Source organism: Bradyrhizobium sp. CCBAU 25338 (assembly GCF_028128965.1).
Taxonomy (GTDB): Bacteria; Pseudomonadota; Alphaproteobacteria; order Rhizobiales; family Xanthobacteraceae; genus Bradyrhizobium; species Bradyrhizobium liaoningense.
Genome location: NZ_LFKY01000038.1, coordinates 200,895 through 220,974, shown reverse-complemented (window position 1 = coordinate 220,974; position 20,080 = coordinate 200,895). Strand labels below are relative to the sequence as shown.

18 protein-coding genes are annotated in these 20,080 nt (G+C 65.5%); 6 read left to right on the top strand and 12 right to left on the bottom strand.

The genetic code is table 11. The features are described from left to right. Positions 1-126: 126 nt before the first annotated feature. The 5 genes from ACM42_RS21205 to ACM42_RS21185 form a co-directional block, all read right to left on the bottom strand. A complete protein-coding gene (locus ACM42_RS21205) occupies positions 127-831 on the bottom strand; it encodes an ABC transporter ATP-binding protein (protein WP_194389927.1) in 705 nt (234 codons plus the stop codon). Continuing rightward, positions 818-2,692 carry a branched-chain amino acid ABC transporter ATP-binding protein/permease gene (locus ACM42_RS21200; RefSeq protein WP_271529747.1) on the bottom strand — a complete coding sequence of 625 codons (1,875 nt, stop codon included), beginning with the start codon at positions 2,690-2,692 and terminating at the stop codon, positions 818-820. Before ACM42_RS21200 ends, ACM42_RS21205 begins: the two co-directional genes overlap by 14 nt. Beyond that, positions 2,689-3,564: a branched-chain amino acid ABC transporter permease gene (locus ACM42_RS21195; protein ID WP_014439677.1), complete on the bottom strand. Its 876-nt coding sequence runs from the start codon at positions 3,562-3,564 to the stop codon at positions 2,689-2,691. The genes ACM42_RS21200 and ACM42_RS21195 overlap by 4 nt, the downstream gene beginning before the upstream one ends. A gap of 9 nt (positions 3,565-3,573) precedes the next feature. Next, on the bottom strand, positions 3,574-4,893 hold the full coding sequence (locus ACM42_RS21190) for a substrate-binding protein (RefSeq protein WP_271529746.1): 1,320 nt from the start codon (positions 4,891-4,893) through the stop codon (positions 3,574-3,576). Positions 4,894-4,959: 66 nt separating this feature from the next. Then, positions 4,960-5,982, bottom strand: coding sequence for a carbon-nitrogen hydrolase family protein (locus tag ACM42_RS21185; RefSeq protein WP_271529745.1), 1,023 nt, complete (start codon positions 5,980-5,982; stop codon positions 4,960-4,962). 135 nt (positions 5,983-6,117) lie between these two features. On the opposite strand from ACM42_RS21185, the gene ACM42_RS21180 reads away from it, so the two are divergent. Continuing rightward, positions 6,118-7,092, top strand: coding sequence for a LysR family transcriptional regulator (locus ACM42_RS21180; protein WP_271529744.1), 975 nt, complete (start codon positions 6,118-6,120; stop codon positions 7,090-7,092). Positions 7,093-7,103: 11 nt separating this feature from the next. On the opposite strand, the gene ACM42_RS21175 is transcribed toward ACM42_RS21180, so the two are convergent. Next, on the bottom strand, positions 7,104-8,480 hold the full coding sequence (locus ACM42_RS21175; protein ID WP_271529902.1) for a flippase: 1,377 nt from the start codon (positions 8,478-8,480) through the stop codon (positions 7,104-7,106). A gap of 83 nt (positions 8,481-8,563) precedes the next feature. Beyond that, positions 8,564-9,403 carry a protein-disulfide reductase DsbD domain-containing protein gene (locus ACM42_RS21170; protein ID WP_271529742.1) on the bottom strand — a complete coding sequence of 280 codons (840 nt, stop codon included), beginning with the start codon at positions 9,401-9,403 and terminating at the stop codon, positions 8,564-8,566. Positions 9,404-9,544: 141 nt separating this feature from the next. On the opposite strand from ACM42_RS21170, the gene ACM42_RS21165 reads away from it, so the two are divergent. Beyond that, a complete protein-coding gene (locus ACM42_RS21165) occupies positions 9,545-10,189 on the top strand; it encodes a YqgE/AlgH family protein (RefSeq protein ID WP_028178395.1) in 645 nt (214 codons plus the stop codon). 220 nt (positions 10,190-10,409) lie between these two features. Here the strand turns inward: ACM42_RS21165 and ACM42_RS21160 are convergent, their stop codons facing one another. Continuing rightward, positions 10,410-11,297 (bottom strand): TauD/TfdA dioxygenase family protein, encoded by an 888-nt coding sequence (locus ACM42_RS21160; RefSeq protein ID WP_271529741.1) that lies wholly within the window; start codon positions 11,295-11,297, stop codon positions 10,410-10,412. A 98-nt stretch (positions 11,298-11,395) separates the two neighbouring features. After that, on the bottom strand, positions 11,396-12,175 hold the full coding sequence (locus ACM42_RS21155; RefSeq protein ID WP_271529740.1) for an SDR family NAD(P)-dependent oxidoreductase: 780 nt from the start codon (positions 12,173-12,175) through the stop codon (positions 11,396-11,398). Positions 12,176-12,272: 97 nt separating this feature from the next. On the opposite strand from ACM42_RS21155, the gene ACM42_RS21150 reads away from it, so the two are divergent. After that, positions 12,273-13,010, top strand: coding sequence for an SDR family NAD(P)-dependent oxidoreductase (locus tag ACM42_RS21150; protein WP_271529739.1), 738 nt, complete (start codon positions 12,273-12,275; stop codon positions 13,008-13,010). 60 nt (positions 13,011-13,070) lie between these two features. Next, positions 13,071-13,439 (top strand): CsbD family protein, encoded by a 369-nt coding sequence (locus ACM42_RS21145; protein WP_271529738.1) that lies wholly within the window; start codon positions 13,071-13,073, stop codon positions 13,437-13,439. 165 nt (positions 13,440-13,604) lie between these two features. On the opposite strand, the gene ACM42_RS21140 is transcribed toward ACM42_RS21145, so the two are convergent. Both ACM42_RS21140 and ACM42_RS21135 read right to left on the bottom strand, forming a co-directional pair. Beyond that, positions 13,605-15,317 (bottom strand): SGNH/GDSL hydrolase family protein, encoded by a 1,713-nt coding sequence (locus ACM42_RS21140; protein ID WP_271529737.1) that lies wholly within the window; start codon positions 15,315-15,317, stop codon positions 13,605-13,607. Positions 15,318-15,485: 168 nt separating this feature from the next. Next, positions 15,486-16,871 (bottom strand): lytic murein transglycosylase, encoded by a 1,386-nt coding sequence (locus tag ACM42_RS21135; RefSeq protein ID WP_271529736.1) that lies wholly within the window; start codon positions 16,869-16,871, stop codon positions 15,486-15,488. 205 nt (positions 16,872-17,076) lie between these two features. Between ACM42_RS21135 and ACM42_RS21130 the strand changes: the two genes are divergently transcribed. After that, complete coding sequence (locus ACM42_RS21130) at positions 17,077-17,952, top strand: UTP--glucose-1-phosphate uridylyltransferase (protein WP_271529735.1); 876 nt, start codon at positions 17,077-17,079, stop codon at positions 17,950-17,952. 196 nt (positions 17,953-18,148) lie between these two features. Here ACM42_RS21130 and ACM42_RS21125 read toward each other — a convergent pair whose 3' ends face one another. Then, the gene (locus tag ACM42_RS21125) at positions 18,149-19,645 is read right to left on the bottom strand and encodes a sensor domain-containing diguanylate cyclase (RefSeq protein ID WP_271529734.1); all 1,497 of its coding nucleotides are present in this window, start codon (positions 19,643-19,645) and stop codon (positions 18,149-18,151) included. Between the two features lie 144 nt (positions 19,646-19,789). On the opposite strand from ACM42_RS21125, the gene ACM42_RS21120 reads away from it, so the two are divergent. Then, positions 19,790-20,053 carry a DUF7662 domain-containing protein gene (locus ACM42_RS21120; RefSeq protein ID WP_271529733.1) on the top strand — a complete coding sequence of 88 codons (264 nt, stop codon included), beginning with the start codon at positions 19,790-19,792 and terminating at the stop codon, positions 20,051-20,053. Positions 20,054-20,080 lie beyond the last annotated feature (27 nt).

Sequence of the window (20,080 nt, the reverse complement as noted above, 5' to 3'; positions counted from 1 at the left end):
CGTAGAATAAACTTTCCCTGACGGGCAAGTCGTTGGATCAAATAAGAGAAATATTTCCGCGGGGCGGCGACAGACAGTCGTTTCGCCCAAATCGGTGCCCTCTCGCGAAACAGCCGTTCGCGGTGCTCACGCGCCGACGCCGAGGAAATCCCGCGCCAGGTCAGGGTTGGCGGTAAGCTCGGCGGAGGTGCCCTCGAACACCACATGGCCGTTGTTGAGGCCGTAGACGCGGGTGGCGAAGCTCAGCGCTGCGGCGACGTTCTGCTCGACCACGATCATGGTGCGTCCCTCGCGGGCAAGACCTGCGGCAACGTTGACGAGATCGCGCACGATCAGCGGCGCCAGTCCCTCGAACGGCTCGTCGAGCAGGATGATGCGGGCGTCGCGGATCAGCGCGCGGGCGATCGAGAGCATCTGCTGCTCGCCGCCCGACAGCGTTCGTCCGAGAGACTTGCGTCGTTCCTTCAGGCGCGGAAACACACCGTAGATGCGCTCGAACGACCACGCGTTCGGCGCGGTCAAGGCCGCGATGCGCAGGTTCTCCTCTACCGTGAGGCCGCCGAAGATCGCGCGCTCCTCGGGGACGAGCTGCACGCCCATGTTAGCGATGGCGGATGGAGCGAGACCGCTGATCGGCTTGCCATCGAGCCGGATCTCGCCACTCCTCGGAGCGAGCACACCCATGATCGAGCGCAGCGTCGTGGTCTTGCCGGCGCCGTTGCGACCGAGCAGCGCCACGACCTCGCCCTCCTCGACCCGGATCGAGAGGTCGAACAGGACATGGGAATCGCCGTAAAGCGTGTTGATGCGGTCGACTTCAAGCAGGCTCATGCGCGTGAAGCCCTCCGAGGTAAGCATCCTGAACCTGCTGGTTGCCGCGGATCTCGTCCGCCGTGCCGTCGGCGAGCAGGCGGCCTTCGTAGAGCACGGTGATGCGCTCGGCGAGGCCGAAGATCGCGTCGAGGTCGTGCTCGACGATGACGATGGTGCAGGTCTGGGCGATGTCGCGGATCAGTGCGCAGGTCGCGGCGCGTTCCGACGGGCTCATGCCGGCGAGGGGCTCGTCGAGCAATAGCACCTTCGGGCTCGTCGCAAACGCCATGCCGATCTCGAGCCGGCGCTTCTCGCCGTAGGCGAGGATGTGCGCCGGCGTGTCGGCGCGCGTTGCAAGATGGAGCAGCGCCATGATCGCGTCGATCTGTGCCTCCACCTCCGGCAGGCTGTTGGCCGTTCGCAGCAGGTCGATCCGCAGCGGTCCGCGGCAGCGCGCCAAGGCGGCGATGCGCAAATTCTTCCGCACCGAGAGATTCGGAAAGAGCTGGTTCAACTGGTTGGACTTGGCGATGCCGAACTGCGCGGTCCGGCTGACCCCGTGGCCGGTCACTTGCGATCCGAACAACAGCACATGACCCGAGGTCGGGCTGACCTCGTCCAGCAGCATCTTGAACAGCGTGCTCTTGCCGGCGCCGTTCGGGCCGATCACGGCATGAATGGAGCCGCAGCGCACCTTGAACGAGACGCCGTCAACCGCCTTCAGCCCGCCATAGTGCCGCGCCAGCGCGCAGGCTTCCAGGGCAATGTCGCTGTCGCCGGTGGCGGGTGACGGCAATGGCAGGGCGGTGTCGCGTCCCCTGCTCGATGCAGTTTTCACCGCGCCGCCGGCCTCGATCGCCTCGGTCACGGCCTCTGCGGCCTGCCGCGCGGCGAGAGTTCGGCGTTCGGTCCACCAATGGATGATCTCGCCGCAGATGCCGCGACGCAGGCCGACGACCAGGACGATGAAGGCGATGCCGAGCACCAGCTTCCACAGCGTGGTGAGGCCGGGAATGAGCTGGAGATTGTCGCGCAGCCACAGCCAGACCGCGGCGCCGACCAGCGGTCCGATCAGGGTGTTGGCGCCTCCGACGATGGTCTGGACCACGAGCTGGCCGGACGTCTCCAGCGAGAACGCGTCCGGCGGCATGTAGCTCTGGAACGAGCCGAGCAGGCCGCCGGCGAGTCCGGCGTAGAGCGCGGCGATGACGAAGGCTGCGAGCTTGTAGGCCGGCACGTTGTGGCCGAGCATTGCGACGCGCGCGGTGTTCTCCTTGATCGCGAGCAGGATCGCGCCCACGGGAGAGCGGACGATGCGGCGTGCCAGTACGTAGCCACCAAAGAAAATCACCGCGAACAGCACGTACATCGGCAGGCCTGCGCCGATGCGGATGGCATGCTCGCCGAAGCCGAGCACGGGCACCGGCACTCCGGGAATGCCGTTCTCGCCACCGGTATAGTGCGACAGCGGCGAGTTCTCGATGAAATAGGCCATCTGGCCGAACGCCAGCGTGATCATCGTGAAGTAGATGCCGATGCGGCGCACCGCGAGCCAGCCGACGACGAGTCCGAATGCGCCGGCCGATATCGTGCCCGCGGCGAGCGCCAGCCACACGCTGCTCAGCGTGCCGGAAACCAGCAGATACGCCGTGACGAAGCCGCCGACGCCGTAGAACGCGGCCTGGCCGAATGACAGGAGGCCGGCGAGGCCAAACAGTATGTCGAAGCCGAGCCCGATCAGTCCCCAGTTCAGCACCCGCGTCAGCAGGTCGATGGAAAAACCAAGATGCGGCAGCACCACCGGTGCCGCAATCAGCCCGGCAAGAATCGCGAGCTCCGGAATGTGGCTCCGCAGCCCGCCCGATCGCGACGTGTTCATACCCGTCCTTCCGAGCCGAACAGGCCTTGCGGGCGCAATACCAGGAGCAGCGCCATCAGCGCGTAGAGCATCACTTCCGAATAGGAGGAGTTGAACGCGCTGGTGAGGCTGACGATCTCGCCGGCGATCAGCCCTCCGACCACGGCGCCCGGGAACGAGCCGAGGCCGCCGAGCACGATCACGACGAAGGACTGCGCCATGAAATTCGCGCCCATGTCCGGGGTCACCGCGACGACCGGAGCATACAGCATTCCGGCGAGGCCGACTGCGACGACGCCGATTGCGAACACCAGGAGGAAGGTGCGCCGCAGATTGATGCCGAGGATGCCGACCATGCCGGGGTTCTCGATGCCGGCACGAACCACGAGACCCATCGAAGTGCGGTAGAGAACGAGATAGAGGCCGACCAGCAGCGTTGCGATGATGGCGATGAGCTGGAGGCGATAGGTCGGATAGATCAGGAATCCGAGCTGCGTAGCGCCCTGTCCCCATGACGGCGTCGGCACGCGCTGCGCATTGCCGCCGAAGACGGCGCGCACGCACTCCACGAGCACGATGCCGATGCCGTAGGTGACGAGGATCTGGTCTTCATGCGGCCGGCCGTAGAAGAAGCGGATGATCAGGCGCTCGAGCAGGAAGCCGAGCACCAGCATGAAGCCGCAGCCGACCGCAATCGCGAGCAGGAACGACTGGGTGTATTGCAGCATGACGAAGGCCGCATAGGCGCCCACGGCGAACAACGCGCCGTGGGCGAAGTTCAGGACACCGAGCGTGCCCAGGATGATGGTCAGGCCGCTGCTGACGAGCGCCAGCAGCGAACCGAGGGCGAGGCCGTTGAAGGCCTGCGAGGCGAGGGCGGGCCAGCTTGGCATCCGGGCGGCTCAGGTATAGGAGCCGAGCTTGCAGCCGAACAGGTCCGGCGGATTCATCACGCTCTCGCCTTCGGCAACGTCGACGATCTCGTAATAGTCCTCGGGCCCCTTCATCGCCGCCGGCGCCTTGCCGCGCAGGACCGGGATCGGACGCACCATCTGGTGATCCTCGGCGCGGAAATAGACCTTGCCGATCGTGGTCTCGTAGGGCTGCTCCTTCGAGGCCTCCATCGCCTTGATGACGTCGACCGGATTGAAGCTCTTCACCCGCTCGACCGTCAGCGCCCAGAGATAGGTCTGCATGTAGCCGATATGGGCGCCCCAGCGCGGGTGATACTTGTTCTTCGCGACGAAGGCGTCGACGAAGCCCTTCGCGAGCGGATAGCGATCCGACAGCGTCCACCAGAAGTCGCAGCTGCCATAGACGCCCTGCATGATTTCGGCGCCGAGCTCCTTGTCCTGGAACGAGGACAGGTTAGGCACCACCAGTTTCATCTTCTTGAGCACGCCGAATTGCTCGGCCTGCTTGGTCGAGGCGACCGCGTCGGCGCCGAAGGCGATGTTGACGAACACGTCCGCGCCGCTGTTGGCGATGTTGAGAAGCGCCGAGGAATAGTCGGTGGTGCCGAGCGGAACCACTTCCTTGGCGACCTGTTGCCAGCCCTGTTCCTTCGAGAACGTCGCGAAGCTGTCATAGACCGTGTGGCCGTAGGTATAGTCTGGCACCAGGAAGGCGGTCTTCATGTTCTTGCCGAGCGCCTTGGCGACGACAGGCGCGAGCGCCTTGGCGGCCATGTAGGCGTTCTGCTGCGAGCGGAAGCCATAGCGCTGGCAGTTCTTGCCGGTAATGTCGTTGGAGCCGGCGATGCCCACCATGTAGAGCACCTTTTCGCGGGAGCCCAATTCCTCCAGCGCGATTGCGCTGGCGCTCGACACCGAGCCTGAAAGCATGATCGCCTTGTCGCGCTGGATGAACTGCGTGGCGCTCTGCACGTCGAGATTGGGTTTGCCCTCGGTGTCGGACACCTTGTAGCGGATCTGGCGGCCGAGCACGCCCTTGCCTTGCAGGCCCCATTTCTTCGCGGCATCGCCGCCCGCGTTGATCTCCGAGATCGCCAGTTCGTAACCAAGCTTGAGATCGCCGCCGTCGCCGGAGAAGACCCCGGTGAGCGGAATGGTCAGTCCGACGAAGACCGAGTCCGCGGTGACGCCGTCCGGGAAGGTGCCGATGCTGGCCGGCGTCTGCGCCCAGGCGGCGCTACCTGGAAGCACGAGACCGGCAGCGGCGCCGGCGCTTCCGAGCAGAATCTGACGACGATCGAGCTTCATGACTCACCTTCCATGTTTGATCACCGCCGGATCGGCCGGTGCATTGCGGTTGGGTATGAGCCGGGCTCACGACCCGGCATCGATGTGATCGCTCTCCGCGTCCGGCTGGGACGCCGCGTTTCCGGTGAAGGACACGGGATTGAGCCGGCGGCGGTTGACGCTGAGGTCGAAAATGTCGAATCGGTTGTAGTAGCCGACCACGTCATGAAACTGCTTGGGCTCGACGCAGCGGTTGAGATCGATCTCGGCGTAGAGGATGCCTTCCTCGTCGCGCAGCGCCTCGCCGATCTGCTCCCCGGTCGGATCGAGGAAGAAGGTTTCCGCGCGCGGTGTCGCGTCGAGCACGGCGGCGGCGGAGGCGTCGCGCGCCACCAGCATGTCGCGCGCTGCCTTGTCGAGCACGCCCGCGGTGACGAGGCCGAACACCTTTGCCTCGAAGCAATGCGCGCTCGCCCGGATCCGGGTCGCTGATGCGATGTGGTAATTGCCGCCACCGGCCGGCCGGCGGGTCGGCCAAACCGGCGGCCAGCTCGAAATATGAAGCTGCTCACCCTGCGCCATCAGCGAATAGCGTGCCAACGGGTTGGTGTTCTCGCCGCAGATCAGTTGCCCGATCTTGCCGAGCCTGGTCTCGACGACGCGCAGGCCCGCGCCGTCGCCGCCGCTCCAGATCAGCTTCTCGTAGAAGGTCGGCACCAGCTTGCGGTGGTGGTTGAGGATCTCGCCGTCCTCGCCGATCAGGAGGTTGCTATTCCAGATCGCACCGACGCTCGCCGGCGACTTCTCGCTGATGCCGATCGACACCACGACGCCGAGCGCGCGCGCTTCGTCGCGGATCGCCTTGATCTCGGGGCCGTCGACCAGCACGGACTGGTCAGCCATGCGGACGAACAGGTCGTGATTGTCGATCGGAGCCCACAGCGCAGCCCATACCGGGAATGCAGGAATGAACGTCTCGGAGAATGCCACGATCTCGGCGCCGGCGGCGGCTGCCTCACGGATGAGCGAGATTGCCTTCTTTGTGGTCGCCGAGCGGTCGAGAAAGACTGGCGCAGCATGGACCGCGGCGGCCTTGAAGCGAGGAAGCATGGCTTTGTCCTTGGTTCAGGACAGGCTAGTGGCGTCCCCGGGGCCTCGATACAGACAATCCTGCAAGACGGCTTGCAGGGGGCGACAATCCGTCCCACCGTACGTCGCTGGCACAACGCTTGCTGTCTGGTGGACATGCAGGAGTTCAACGCACTCGACTGGGACGACCTCAAGATATTTCTTCACGCAGCCCGCGGCGGCAGCCTGGGCAGCGCGGCCAAGCGTCTGCGGGTCGACCAATCCACCATCAGCCGGCGGATCGCGCATCTCGAATGCGCGCTCGGCGCGACGCTGTTCGAGCGTTCGCCGCAGGGGTTGCGTGTCAACGAAGCCGGCGAGCGCCTGCTCTGTCACGCCGAGCGGATCGAGAGCGCTGTCATTGCGATGCATCAGGACGTGCAGCGCGGCGGCAGCCGGATGGCGGGCCGCGTCCGGCTCGCGACAATGGAAGGTATCGCCTCGCTCTATCTCGCATTCCGCTTCGCACCGCTGCGGCAACGTTATCCCGATCTCACCGTCGAGCTCCTGACCTCCCCGCAGGCGGTCTCAGTCAATCGCCGTGAGGCCGATCTTTTCCTGAGCTTCTTCCGTCCGCCGGGACAGGGCATGGTGTCCGAGCGGCTCGGCAGCTTTCAGCTCGCCCTCTACGGCTCACAAGATTATCTCGCTCGCGAGGGCATGCCCGAACGGCTCGCGGACCTCGCGCGCCACAGCTTCGTCACCTACATCGACGATTTGATCCAGCTAGACTCGGTGCGCTGGCTCGACGACATCATCCGCAATCCTCCGGTCAGCTTTCACTCCAACAGCATGATCGCGCAGATGAACGCCGCGGCCGGCGGCATCGGCCTTGTGCTGCTGCCGAGCTTTGCGGTGGCTGGCCGCAGCGATCTGGTTCCGGTGTTGCACGAGAAGATGTCGACGACGCGCGACGTCTGGATCAACGTCCACAGCGACCTCCAGTTCGTGCCGCGCATCCGGGCCGTCTCGAGCTATCTCAAGGCGATGTTCAAGTCCGACCCACTGATGCAGGCGGATACGTCAGGCCGCAAGATGCTCGACGCGCTGCTGGTGGCGGATGCCGCGGTCGTCGCATTTCAGAGCGGCTGAAGGCGCGACGGTTAAGCCGTGCGGCGGCCGAACGCCAGCACGTGCAGTCCGAGGCGCTGCCGCACGATCCAGAACAGCAGCACCGTCTCGAAGGTCAGCGAGATCGAGGTCGCGGCCGCGGCGCCATGGCCGCCATAGGGCGGTACCAGCGCAATGCAGAGCACGACGTTCATCACGAAGGCCAGTGCATAGGCCAGCGCGCAGATCTTCTGCTGGCCGAGCATGTTGAGCAGCCGCTCCACCGGGCCGATCGCGGAGCGCACCACGAGCCCGATCGCGGCGACGAACATGATGTCGTAGCCGACCACGAATTGCGGCCCGAACAGCCACAGCAGCGGCTTGCCGAGCGCCAGCAGCACGATGGTCGCAGCCAGCGACGGCCAGAACGTCCAGTTGATGGCGTGCGCCACATAGGCCGAGAGGCGCGCCTTGTCGCCGAGCGCATTGTATTCCGCGAAGCGATGCGCCGTCGTTGCCGACATCGCGTAGTGGATGAACGAGACCAGCGCCAGCGTCTTCACCACAGCGAAATAGACGCCGACTTCCTCTGAGGGACGGAATTGCTGCAGCACCAGCACGTCGGTGTAGGAGAGCAGCAGGTAGAAGCTCTCGACCAGCAGGATCGGTAGTGAGATGGCGAGCCAGCCCCTGATGTCGTAGGCCTTGGGGCCCGGCCCGATGTGATCGGCGAGCTTGCGGTTCAGCACCAGCATCTGCCCGGTCATCGCGATCCACACCGCACCTGCGCTCGCGACCATCGCGGCGACCGCGCCGAGATGATAGCCGAGCAGGAAGGCCGCGGCCGTGAGGCCGATGATCAACGCCTGGCGGATGATGAATTGCGGCATCAGGCCGAGCTGCATCCAGTCATGCGAGCGCGCGATGCCGTCCTGGGTGTTGGCGACGACGAAGGCGGGCAGCGTCATGCAGCCGATATAGAGCGGCAGTTCCTCGGCCGGATCGATCCAGGGCGACAGCAGCTTGACGATGCCGGCAAGGGCGAGCGAGACCAGCGCGGACACGGCAAAGGTCAGCCAGCGGCTGCCGGAGAGAAAGCCGCGCAGCAGCGCCTGCGCGTCGCTGGCGCGGTACTCCGGGATGATCTTCTGCGCGGAGGCGGAGATGCCGAAATCCATCATGCTGCCGAGCAGCAGCACCCAGGTCCAGACATAGACATAAATGCCGTACTCGGACGTGCCCATCCAGCGCGCAAGCAGAACCTGCGAGACATAGGCGAGCCCCGCGCTGATCACGCGGATGACGAAGATGGTGCCGGCGAGTCGCCGCGTCAGCGACGCCTCGGTCGATCCGCCCGTCAGCTTGGCCCGCAGCCGCGCGATCAGCCCGGCCGGTCCGGTCGTTCCGGGTTGTGCGTCCATCACGGCCACGTCGAACAGTCCCCAGGCATCCCGCATGCTGCGGCATGCCAGGGGACTAGCAACCATTCGTTAAGATTCGGTTGGGTGGGGCGCTAATTCAAATTCGTATTGAACTCGTACGCCTTGTCAGGCCCGACCAGCGTGAATTTCAGCGCCGCACCATCCGGCTTGGCGCCCGGCGGCAGTCCGTCGAGCTCGAAAGAGAACCGCATCACCCCAGGCGGGCTGTGCGGCACCGGCGCCGGAATCGGCAGCGCCCAATCGGGCGTCGGCCCTTCCACGAACAGATTGACGTTGCGGCTGTCCGGCGTCACCACGTCGACCACCACGTTCTTGGGCCCGTCACGCTTGACGTCGCGGATGGTGAGCGGATTGGGGTCGCCGATATTGGCGGGCTTGGGCACGGTGTCGAGCGCAGCACGCAAGTTCGCATCCTCGGTCGAGGCGACGCTGTTGAAGCCGAGCTCGGCGCTGGCCTCGACGGGAATGCAGAGCTTCTCGCAGACCGCGTAATTGATCTCGGCGCGCAAGATCACGGGCTTGTCGGCGGCCTTGGCGACGATGCGCAAGGGCAGCACGATCTGGTTGTGGTAGCCGATCGAATGGCCGCCCGCGCCGTCGTTGAATTTCAGCGGCGCCGGCCACATGATCGTCACCGCCTCGACATTCTCGGACTTCGAGAAGTCGAACCGCGGTGGAACGCCGGAATCGCCGGGTGTGCGCCAATAGGTCTTCCAGCCGGGCTCGAGCTGGAACGCAATACCGCCAAGCAGGACCGCGCCGCTGCGCGATCCCGCCAACAGCCGCACCGCGGAATGTCCGTCGCGCTGCCACGGCGAAGCGTCATCGGCACGTGCTACGATGGCCAACGACGAGGCAAGCAGGGTTGTCGCGACGCCAATCGCCGCACGCAGGGGAACTCTTGTGAGCATGGTACGTCTTTACAGGGTGGCCCCCGGCCAAACCATTGAATTGCTTGTGATGGTGCACTTGAATCAGGCCCGTGCAAGCCTTGATTTGACAGCGGACCAGCCCGACATCAGGATAGGAATTGAAACCGGAGTGCTTCACCGATGGCTCCCACAGGCAAGAGGACGGGCGAAAGCACCCGCAGCTCGGGCCCCGCACTGCCCAATTCGGCCGGTTATCTCGACGGCCGTCTCCTGATTGCGATGCCCGTGATGGGCGATTCCCGGTTCGAGCGGTCGGTGATCTATCTTTGCGCCCATTCGGCCGAGGGAGCGATGGGCATCATCGTGAACCACCCCGCCGGCAGCATCGACTTCCCAGAGCTGTTGCAGCAGCTCGGCATCATCAAGAAGGGTGAGCACATCAAGCTGCCGGAGAATGCCGAAAGCATGAAGGTGCTGCGGGGCGGACCGGTCGACACCGGCCGCGGCTTCGTGCTGCATTCCAGCGACTTCTACATCGAGAATGCGACGCTGCGGATCGATGATGGCGTCTGCCTCACCGCGACCGTCGATATCCTGCGCGCGATCGCCAACGGCTCCGGTCCCAAGCACGCCATCCTCGCGCTCGGCTATGCCGGCTGGGCGCCGGGCCAGCTCGAGACGGAGATCCAGAGCAACGGCTGGCTGCATTGCGATGCGGATGCGGATCTGATTTTCGGCGACGACGTCGACGACAAGTACAACCGCGCCTTGCAGAAGATCGGCATCGATCCCGGCATGCTCTCGAACGAGGCCGGGCACGCGTAGCTGCTATAGCCGCACCCGCGACATCCTCCGGTGTCGTGCGTCACCCTCTGCTGTCGTCCCGGACAAGCGCGCCTCAAGCGCGCGCAGACCCGGGCCCATGCTCCCAGGACGACGTTCGAGGCAGGCCGGTCACTCCGAGTCTTCGCCAAACCACGTTCGGTGATTCTGGGTCCCGGATCTGCGCTTCGCTTGTCCGGGACGACAGCGGAACAAGACGCGCCTACTCCGCCGCCTGCTGCTGCACCGTCGGCTCGGTCCCTGCCACCGTCGCGCGGCGCATGTCGCGGGGTTGGGACTGGTCGTAGCGACGGACGCGGTGCATGGTCTGGCGGTTGTCCCACATCACGAGGTCATGCAGCTTCCATTTATGCACGTAGACGAATTCCGGCTGCGTCGCGTGCTCGTTCAGGTCGCGCAGCAGCAGCCGTCCCTCCGGCACGCTCATGCCGACGACCTTGCCGGCATGCGATGAGAGATACAGCGACTTGCGGCGATGGACGGGATGGGTCCGCACCAGCCGTTGCAGCACCGGCTTGAACATCTCCTTCTCCTCGTCGGTGTATTCGGTGAAGCCGAGCGATCCCCGCGAATACATCAGCGAGTGCTCGCAGACGAGGTCCTCGATCTCCGCCTTGGTCTCGTCGTCGAGCGCGTCATAGGCCGCGCGCATGTCGGCGAATTCGGTGTTGCCGCCCTTCGGGTTCACCACGCGCGCCGACAAAAGCGAGAATTTTGCCGGGATGGGACGGAACGAGCTGTCGGAGTGCCAGAGGCAGTTGCCGAGATTGAACAGATGCGCGCGGCTGTCCTTCGCCAGCGGCCTGCCGTCCTTGCCAAGATTGGAGACGTCGTTCAGCCCGGATTGCAGCCGGTAGTCCTTCTCCTTGGTCACGGTGCCGCCGCGCGCGTCCTCGCGCTGGCCGAAATTCAGCGCGAAAGCCATCTGCTGCTCGTCGGTGATGTCCTGGTCGTGGAAAACCAGAACCGCATATTTGTCCATGGCCGCCTCGACCTGGCGCGCTTCATCCGGTGTGAGCGGCTTTCGCAAGTCGAGGCCGGAAACCTCGCCGACAAAATGCTTCTGAAGCTGCCGGATGGCGATCGTCATGACGTTCTCTCCCGCGGGTCGCGAGCGGTTACCCCCGCTCTGTTGACGAAAAAGCTACTCCCGCGTCAGTCGTTGTCAACGCTTCGAGCGCATGGCTCTCACGCGTTGCGGGCCATCAGCCCGCCGTCGACCGGGATCACCGCGCCGGTGAGGAACGACGCCGCCGGCAGGCACAGGCTCAGCGTCATATGCGCGACCTCTTCAGGATCGCCGTAGCGGCCGAGTGCGGTGCGGCGCTTGGCGTAGATGGTCTTGTGCTCCTCGGAGATGCGGTCGGTGATGGCGGTGCGGATCGGTCCGGGGCAGATGCAGTTGACGGTGATGCCCTCGCGGCCGAGCTCCACCGCCAGCGAGCGGGTGAGGCTCGCAACGCCCCCCTTCGCTGCCGAATACGGGCTGTGCAATGCGGTGGCCCCGAGCGCTTCGGTCGAGGCGATGTTGACGATGCGCGGGCTCCTCGACTTGCGCAAATGGGGCAGCGCAGCACGGATGATGCGCGGATGCGCCGTCAGCATCACGGCGATGCCCTTGGCCCAGGCGTCCTCATAGGCCTCGTCGTCGATCGCGACACGCACGGAGATGCCGGCGTTGTTGACGACGATGTCGATTGCCCCGAAATGCGCGGCGACATCGCCGACCACGCGCTTGATCTCGCCGCCGTCGGCGACGTCGAGCTTCCACGCCCTTGCTGCGCCACCGCTCGCCGCAATTTCCCTGGCGACAACATGCGCGCCCTGCTCGTCGAAATCCGTGACGGCCACGTTCGCCCGCTCGGCGGCGAACACGCGCGCGGTCGCGCGCCCCATGCCGCTGGCCGCGCCGGTGACGAGAACCGTGAGGCCCTTCACGGACCGGCTGAGCTCCCTGAAGTCGGACATGCTGTTTCCTCGCGCTGTGCTTGTTCTTGTTGTGATTGACAAGGCTGGCATCGATCCGCAGACAGGTCAAACAAGCAAGACGAAAGGGGAGGCCGCGATGGCGAACGAACTCGATTTCTCGGGCAAGCAGGTGCTGGTGGTCGGCGGTTCCAGCGGCATCGGCAACGGCATCGCGCAGGCTTTTCGCACCAGAGGCGCGCATGTCGCGGTTTGCGGCACGCGTGCTCGGCCTGCGGAATATTCCATCGAGGAAGGCTCCGATCTCACGGGGCTCGACTATGCCCAGCTCGACGTCAGCAATGCCGGAGCGATCGAGGCGTTCAAGCCGTCCTTCGACAGGCTCGACATACTCGTGCTCGCGCAGGGCGCGGTGCTCTATCGCCGCGGCGAGTTCGAGATGGCCGGCTTTCGCAAGGTGGTCGAGGTCAACCTGATGAGCCTGATGGCCTGCGCGACGCGCTTTCATTCCATGTTGCGGGATGCGAAGGGCGCGCTGATCATCGTGTCCTCGACCGCGGCCTATCATTCCACCATGGGCAATCCCGCCTACAACGCGTCGAAGACCGGCGCGGTCGGATTGACGCGGACGTTGGGCGAGGCCTGGGCCGAGGACGGCATCCGCGTCAACGGCATCGCGCCGGGGCTCGTCGACACCAAGATGACGAAGGTGACGACCGACAATCCGAAGCGGCTCGAAGGCGCGCTCGCGCGCATCCCGCTGCGGCGATTGGGCACGCCGGCCGACATGGCCGGCGCGGCGCTGTTCCTGGCCTCGCCGCTGTCGTCCTACATCATCGGCCAGACGCTGGTTGTCGATGGCGGTCTCATTCTCTGATCCCTTGGAACTGCACTGCTCCTGATCGGTTACTTGGGTTGACCCCCGAGGAGGAGCAACATGGATACGGATCGGATTGTCGGATCGGCCAAGGAATATGCCGGACGCGCGGAAGGCGCGATCGGAGACGTCGCAGGCGATGCGAAGACGCAGGCGTCGGGCAAGGCACGGGAGGCTGCAGGCACGGTGCAGAACCTCTACGGCCAGGCCAAGGATGCGGTGCGTGATGCCACGGACACCGCCGCGAGCTATGCCAAGGACGCCTACGAGAACAGCGGCGAGACCTTCCGCGACGGCTCGAAGGCGATCGCGCAGAAGGTGCAGGACAACCCGCTCGGCGCGCTGCTTGTCGCCGGCGGCATCGGCTTCGCGCTGGCGCTCCTGATGTCCCGACCCGCGCGCCGCCCGCCGCCGCGTTGGCGCTACTAAAGCATGATCCGGAAAAGTGCGAAGCGGTTTTCCGGAAAGATCATGCGTAAACAACAATCTAACGCGCGATGACGATTCATCCAAATCTCATCGCGCTTTAGGGCCGAGCCAATACCACGTCGTTCCGGGGCTCGCGCCGCGTGCGCCCCGGAATGACATCTCAAATCAACGGAATATCTCCGCCGAGCGCCCGACATTGGCAGGCGGGCGCGGAATCCCTGGATTGGAATTCGGATTGCGCGGCCCCGGGGCCGGCGTCCATTGGCGCGGCTGCGGAGAGCCGAAGCCGAACCCGAAGAAATCCCGGCCTGCGGGCGTCGCCTGGGCCGGCTGCTGCGGCGCGACCTGCGGCTTCTTCGGCGCGAGCTTCGGCGGCGCGATCACCGCGGCCGTTCCTGGCGCCCCCTGAGCCGTGCCGCCGTCGGGCGTCGTTGCGGCCATCGGCGTGTCGCCCTTGGCCTGCTCACGCCCGACTTCCCGGCGCGGCCAGGCATAATCGTCGGCGCGGCCGGCCGGAGCCGCCAGCGGTTCACCCTTCACCATGGCCTTGGCCGCGAGCGCATCGACGGCAGCGGGACGCGTGCCCGGCCCGCCCAGCAATTGATCGGTCGAAATCGAGGCTGCAACCAGCGGCACGATCGGCCCCGCCAGCGGCCGCGGCGCGGGCTTGCCCGGCTCGGCGCTGGTATCGGGGGTGGCAGGCTCGCTCGGCAGCGCGATCGGGCCGGAACGTCCCGCAAGCAGGCGCGTGATCTCGCGCTCGACATAATGCGCGAGCTTGCGCGCGCCGGCCTTGGTGAAATAGACGCCGTCGGAGCTGCGGAGCTGACGGATCTGGCCTTCGAAGTCCGGGCCCTTCTGGAGGAAGCGGCCGGCCTCGTCAACGAAGCCGTCCCACACGTCGACATAGGTGATGCCGGCCTTGGCCGCACCCTCACGGTACAGCGAATCCAGGAACAGCGTGTCCGCGGTGCCCTTCGTTCCGCGAACTGCGGGCAGGCCGACCCAGAGCACCGGCACGCCCTTGGCCTTGAGGATGTTGGCGAGCTCCTCGATCTTCTTGCCGTAGAGCTCGACCCAGCGGTCGTCGCGGAATTCGTAGAGGCCGTTCGGGTTGCGCGCGGTCTTCTCCGGCGCCGCCGCGGGCGTATCGGCATTGTCGGCATCGTCCTGCGGCAGATCGGCATCGGCCGGCTTGTCGTCCGGCTTGGCCGCGGTATCGGTGCCGGGCTTCGTCTCGCCGGGCTTGGCGTCGCCCGGCTTTGCCTGCGGCTTGGCGCGCGCGCCTTTGTCGCTCTTCTTGTCTTTGTCCTTTTCCGCGGCCGCCTTGTCGGCGACGGGCTCGCGGATCGCGGAGCGGTCGTTGAGGCCGAGCATGACGACGATCACGTCGGGCTTCTCGGTCTCGAGAATGCCCCTGGCCGCCGCCGCCCAGTCCGCGGGCTCACCCTTCGGCTGATACTTGATGAGGCCCGACGTGGTCTTGTGCTTGCGGATCACGCCCATGTCGGGCTGCTCGCTGTAGGCGTCTTCCAGGCCGTAAGCGAGCCAGTCGGCCATGGCATCGCCGATCACCAGCACGTTCTTCTCAGGAATGGTGTCGCGCTTGGCCGGCGCGGGCGCGCGTGAAAAATCCTGGCGCGGCGCCTGCGGCTGTTGCGGCGGGTACGGTGCGAAGAAGTCGCCGCCGAACCATCCGCCGCCACCTCCGCCCCGTGGTGGCGGCGCCGCGCGCTGCGGCGGGCCGCCGAAACCGGGGAAGTTGAAGAACTGCGCCGAGGCAGGTCCTGCGACCGAGACCAGAATCGCAAGCGCCGTCCCCAGCGCGATCAACGGGCCGGTCTCGGTCAGCACCTTGAACAGGGACTTCTTCGACATGCGATCTCGGGCGCGCGCGAGGGGATTGGAAGCAGCTCGATATAATAACGGAATCAGGCCGCAAACGGGCGATTCTCTTTGCAGATTCTTCTCCATAGGCCGGGCAACAGCCGCTGGCGTCAAGGCTGCCTGCCAAAATCCCGCCTCAGGGTTACTTTCGGCGCGATTTTACCGCCCGCGCAGCCGGTCCAGCACGTCCGATGAGGCAAATCCGTCGGCGGGCACCCCGATCGAGGCCTGGAAGTTGCGCAGGGCTTCCCGGGTCTGGCCGCCGAACTGGCCGTCCGGGGTTCCCTTGTAGAAGCCGCGCTGGGCCAGCAGCTGCTGCAATTCCAGCCGCTCGGTGCGCGCCAGCTCCCGCTCCTGGCGCGGCCAGGGCTGTACGAAGGGCTGCCCTCCGCGCAGGCGATCGGCGAAATGGCCGATCGCCAGCGCATAGGCCTCGGCCGGGTTGTACTTCATGATGACGCGGTAGTTCTGCAGCATCAGGAAGCCCGGTCCTTGCGCGCCGGCCGGTGCCAGCAGATAGGCTTTCTCCGCCGGGTGCGGGAAGGGCTGCCCCGTCGCCCGCTTCAGCCCAAGCTTCTCCCATTGCGCGATCGTCATCGCCTTGGCGCGGTCGGCCAGCATGTAGTTGAATCCCTGGGGCACCGCGACCTCGTAACCCCAGGTCTGGCCGGGCTGCCAGCCGTCCTTCTTCAGGTTGTTGGCGGTGGAGGCGATCAGGTCGGTGGGATTGTCGACGACGTCGCGCCTGCCGTCACCGTCGCCGTCGACCGCAAAGCGCTTGAACGCGGTCGGCATGAACTGGGTCGGGCCGAAGGCGCCGGCCCAGGAGCCGCGCAGCTGCTCAGGCCTGAGATCGCCGCGGTTGAGGATCTCCAGCGCGGAGAGGAACTCGTCCTTGAAATAGGCCTGGCGGCGGCCGATGCAGGCGAGCGTCGCGGTCGATTGCAGCACGCTGCGGTCGCCCATCTGCGTCGAGTAATTGGACTCGATGCCCCAGATCGAGGCGATGATGTAGCGGTCGACGCCGGTGGCCCTTTCGGTGGCGTCGAACTGCGCCTTGTACTTGGCGAGAATTTCGCGGCCCTTGGCGAGGCGGTTGTCGTTCACCAGGATGTCGAGATAGTCCCAGATCGACTTGGTGAACTCCGGCTGCGAGTCCATGAGGTCCATGATGCGCAGGTCGGGACCAAGGCCTGCGGTGAAACGCTGAAAATTCTCCTGCGTGATGCCGCGCCGTGCGGCATCGGGCCACATCGCGGCGACGCAATTGCTGAAATTGCCGGCGGCCTCGCGGATCGCGGCGGCCGTCATCAACGGATGGCCCGAGGCGCCGTCCTCGCCGCTCCAGGGTTGAGCGCCGCCGTTGACGGGAGGCGCTTGCGAAGGTGCCGGATTGGCGCCGGAGAAGATGCCGCCGAACAGGTTGGACAGGCCGTTCTGCGCCTGGGCGTGCGCGCAGGCCGGCAGCAGCGAGGCGGCAGTGACCATCGCTGCGCCGGTCAGAAATCCCGCCCGTTTTGCCAGCCCTGCCATCGTTTGCATCATGTCCCACCCGTCGGCCTGAAAAAATCCGCCACAGGAGGCCCGGTTAGCGTTGCCAATAGCTTAACAAAGGTGAAATTTTGGTGGCGGCCTTTTTCTTAACTCCGACCGGGCGAGGCCCCACATCCGCCTTTGTTGCCGGCTGCAAACAGGCTAGCAAGATGCCATTGCTCCCGTCACATGTGCCCCCAGGTATTCGATCAATCACATGAGAATTCGCAAAGCTGTATTCCCCGTCGCCGGCCTCGGCACCCGCGTCCTGCCTGCCACCAAGGCGATGCCGAAGGAAATGCTGACCATCGTCGACAAGCCGCTGATCCAGTACGTCTATGACGAGGCGAAGGAAGCCGGCATCGAGCACTTCATCTTCGTCACCGGCCGTAACAAAAGTGTCATCGAGGATCATTTCGACCGCATGTTCGAGCTCGACACGACGCTGGCCGCGCGCGGCAAGAAGGCCGAGCAGGACATCCTGGCGCAGAACCAGCCGGAAGCCGGCGCCGTCAGCTTCACCCGCCAGCAGGCGCCGCTCGGCCTCGGCCACGCCGTCTGGTGCGCGCGCGACATCGTCGGCAACGAGCCGTTCGCGGTCGTACTGCCCGACGAGCTCGTGCTCAACACGCCCGGCTGCCTGAAGCAGATGATCGAGATGGCATCCTCGCTTGGCGAAAAATCCAATCTGATCGCGGTCGAGGCGGTGCCCGATCACCTGACCCATCAATACGGTATCTGCGGCGTCGGCAAGCGCAACGGCAAGATGTTCGAGGTCGACGGCATGGTCGAGAAGCCGGCCAAGGGCACGGCGCCCTCCAATCTCTCGATCACCGGCCGCTACATCCTTCAGCCGGAGATCTTCAAGATCCTGGAGACCCAGGAGCGCGGCGCCGGCGGCGAGATCCAGCTCACCGACGCCATGATCGGGCTTGCCAAGACGCAGAAATTCTACGGCGTCGAGTTCGAGGGCGAGCGCCATGATTGCGGCTCCAAGCCCGGTTTCCTGCGCGCCAACATCGCCTACGGCATGAAGCGCCCGGAATTGCGCGACGGACTGATCGCCGAGATGAAGAAGTATCTGGGGCAGTAGGCGGCTATACTCCTCGGTGTCGTCCCTGCGAACGCAGGGACCCATACCGCGTGATCCATCGCTCGCGTTCGGTCGAAGTACCGAACGGCCAGTCTTCGCCAAACTCTTGCCTGTGGTTATGGATCCCGGCGTTCGCCGGGACGACACCGATGGTGTGGCGGATTGCGTCGCGCCGCACCACAGCCGTGGAGCAGCCTCACGCCACCCGCGACAGCTTCGGAATGCTGGCGACCACCGACTGGTTGCGCCCAGCGGCTTTTGCGGCATAGAGCGCCTTGTCGGCGGCGGCGACCAGGACCGGCCAGTCCATGCCGGCGGCGGGCACGAGGCTGGCGATTCCGCAGGAGACCGTCGAGGCCGCCTGATCGTCGGACCAGCCCTGCACCTTGAGGCGGATCTTCTCGGCGACTTTGAAGGCGTCGTCGGCCGAGGTGTTCGGCAGCAACACGGCGAATTCCTCGCCGCCATAGCGCGCGGCGCAGTCGCCGGCGCGGCTCACGGAATCTGAAATGCAGATGGCGATGCCGACCAGCACCTGGTCGCCGGCCTGGTGGCCGAACGTGTCGTTGTAGGCCTTGAAATGATCGGCATCGATCATCAGGAGCGCGAGCGGCGCCCTCTGGCGCATCGCGCGCCGCCATTCGACATCAATGACGGTATCGAATTTGCGGCGGTTCCTCAGGCCCGTGAGCGCATCCGTCGTCGCCATCTCCTCGAGCTTGCGTTCGGCCTCGGCGCGCCGCCCGATCTCGCGCGCGAGCACGAGCGTCGATCCCAGCACGAACAACGCGAGCACCAGCACCACGGCGCCGATGCGCAACGCCTCCCTCTGCCAAAGTGCGAACACTGCGGCCAGGGGCTTGCCTGCCACCACGAATAGCGGTCGGCTGTCGCCGCTGCGGACATAGAGCCGCGGCGTCGGATCGACCGGGCCCTGTCCGGAATAGGAGGCGCCGGCCCGGAGATTGTCGGCTTTCCAGCTCCGGCGGTCGTTCAGGTTCGTGCCGATGACGTCGAGATCGAACGGCCGCCGCATCATGATGGTGCGGTCGCGCTTGAGCACGGTGATGGTGTCTTCAGGGTCCAGGTTCAGCCGCTCGAACAATTCGTGGAAATAGCTGAAGCGGATCGAGCCGGCGACGACTCCGAGGAAGCCGCCGTCGGTATCGCTGATGCGCCGGCTCAGCACGATGGAATAGGCGCCGCGGAACAGCATCGGGCGGCTGATGAAGAGCCCGGCTCCGGGATTGTCGCGGTGGACCGTGAAATAGTCCTCCTCGCTCCGGTTCTCGGTGAGCGGATCGAGCGTGGAAGCGTCGATGATCAGCCGGCCCTCGGCATCGAACACCTGGATGGCGCCGAAATGCCGGGCCGTCGTCGCGTGGTCGAACAGGATCAGGTGGCGGATCGTCTTGGAGACAGTCGCGAGCTCGGGCAGCAGCATGTTGCTGGCGACCGCCTTCAGCGACAGGTCGTAGATTTCGATGTTGCGGCCGATGTCGGACTCGATGGTGGTCGCGAGGTTCTCCAGCGTCTGGCGGGCGAGCGCCTCCTCGCCGCGGCGCATGTCCAGCATGACGTTGACGCAAATGGCCGAGAAGCCGATCACCGTCACCACGGACGAGATGATCAGCAGCTTCGCCGAAATCCGCCATGGCCGCCGGGCCGTGATTTCGCGCCATCCAAAGGGCATCGTTCGCTCCCGATACCAGTGGATGCGCCCGAAAGCTTGCGTAGTGTTTAAGGCAGGACGGAGCTACCGCAATGAGTTAAGAATCGGTGTATGGGTCGAACGGTTTTTGGCAGGCCGGACGGGACTTCGGACGAGAGGACGCTTGTGAACGACTACGACGCGTTGCGCGACTATCTGATGCGGCAGAAGCAGGAGGAGTTCGTGCTGAGCTTCGAGCAGATCGAGGAGATCATCGGCGCAGCGCTGCCGCGCGCGGCGCATCGTGCCTCCTGGTGGGACAGCCTGCGCAGCCCCGACATCCAGATGCCGCAACGCGAAGCCTGCCTCGCCGCCGGCTTCGTGGCGACGCGGATGCCGGACGGTCAGAGCGTGCGGTTTACGAAGAAGAAGAACGATAGGCGGCGCTAGTGCGGCTGGCCACGCTGCCTACCCTCC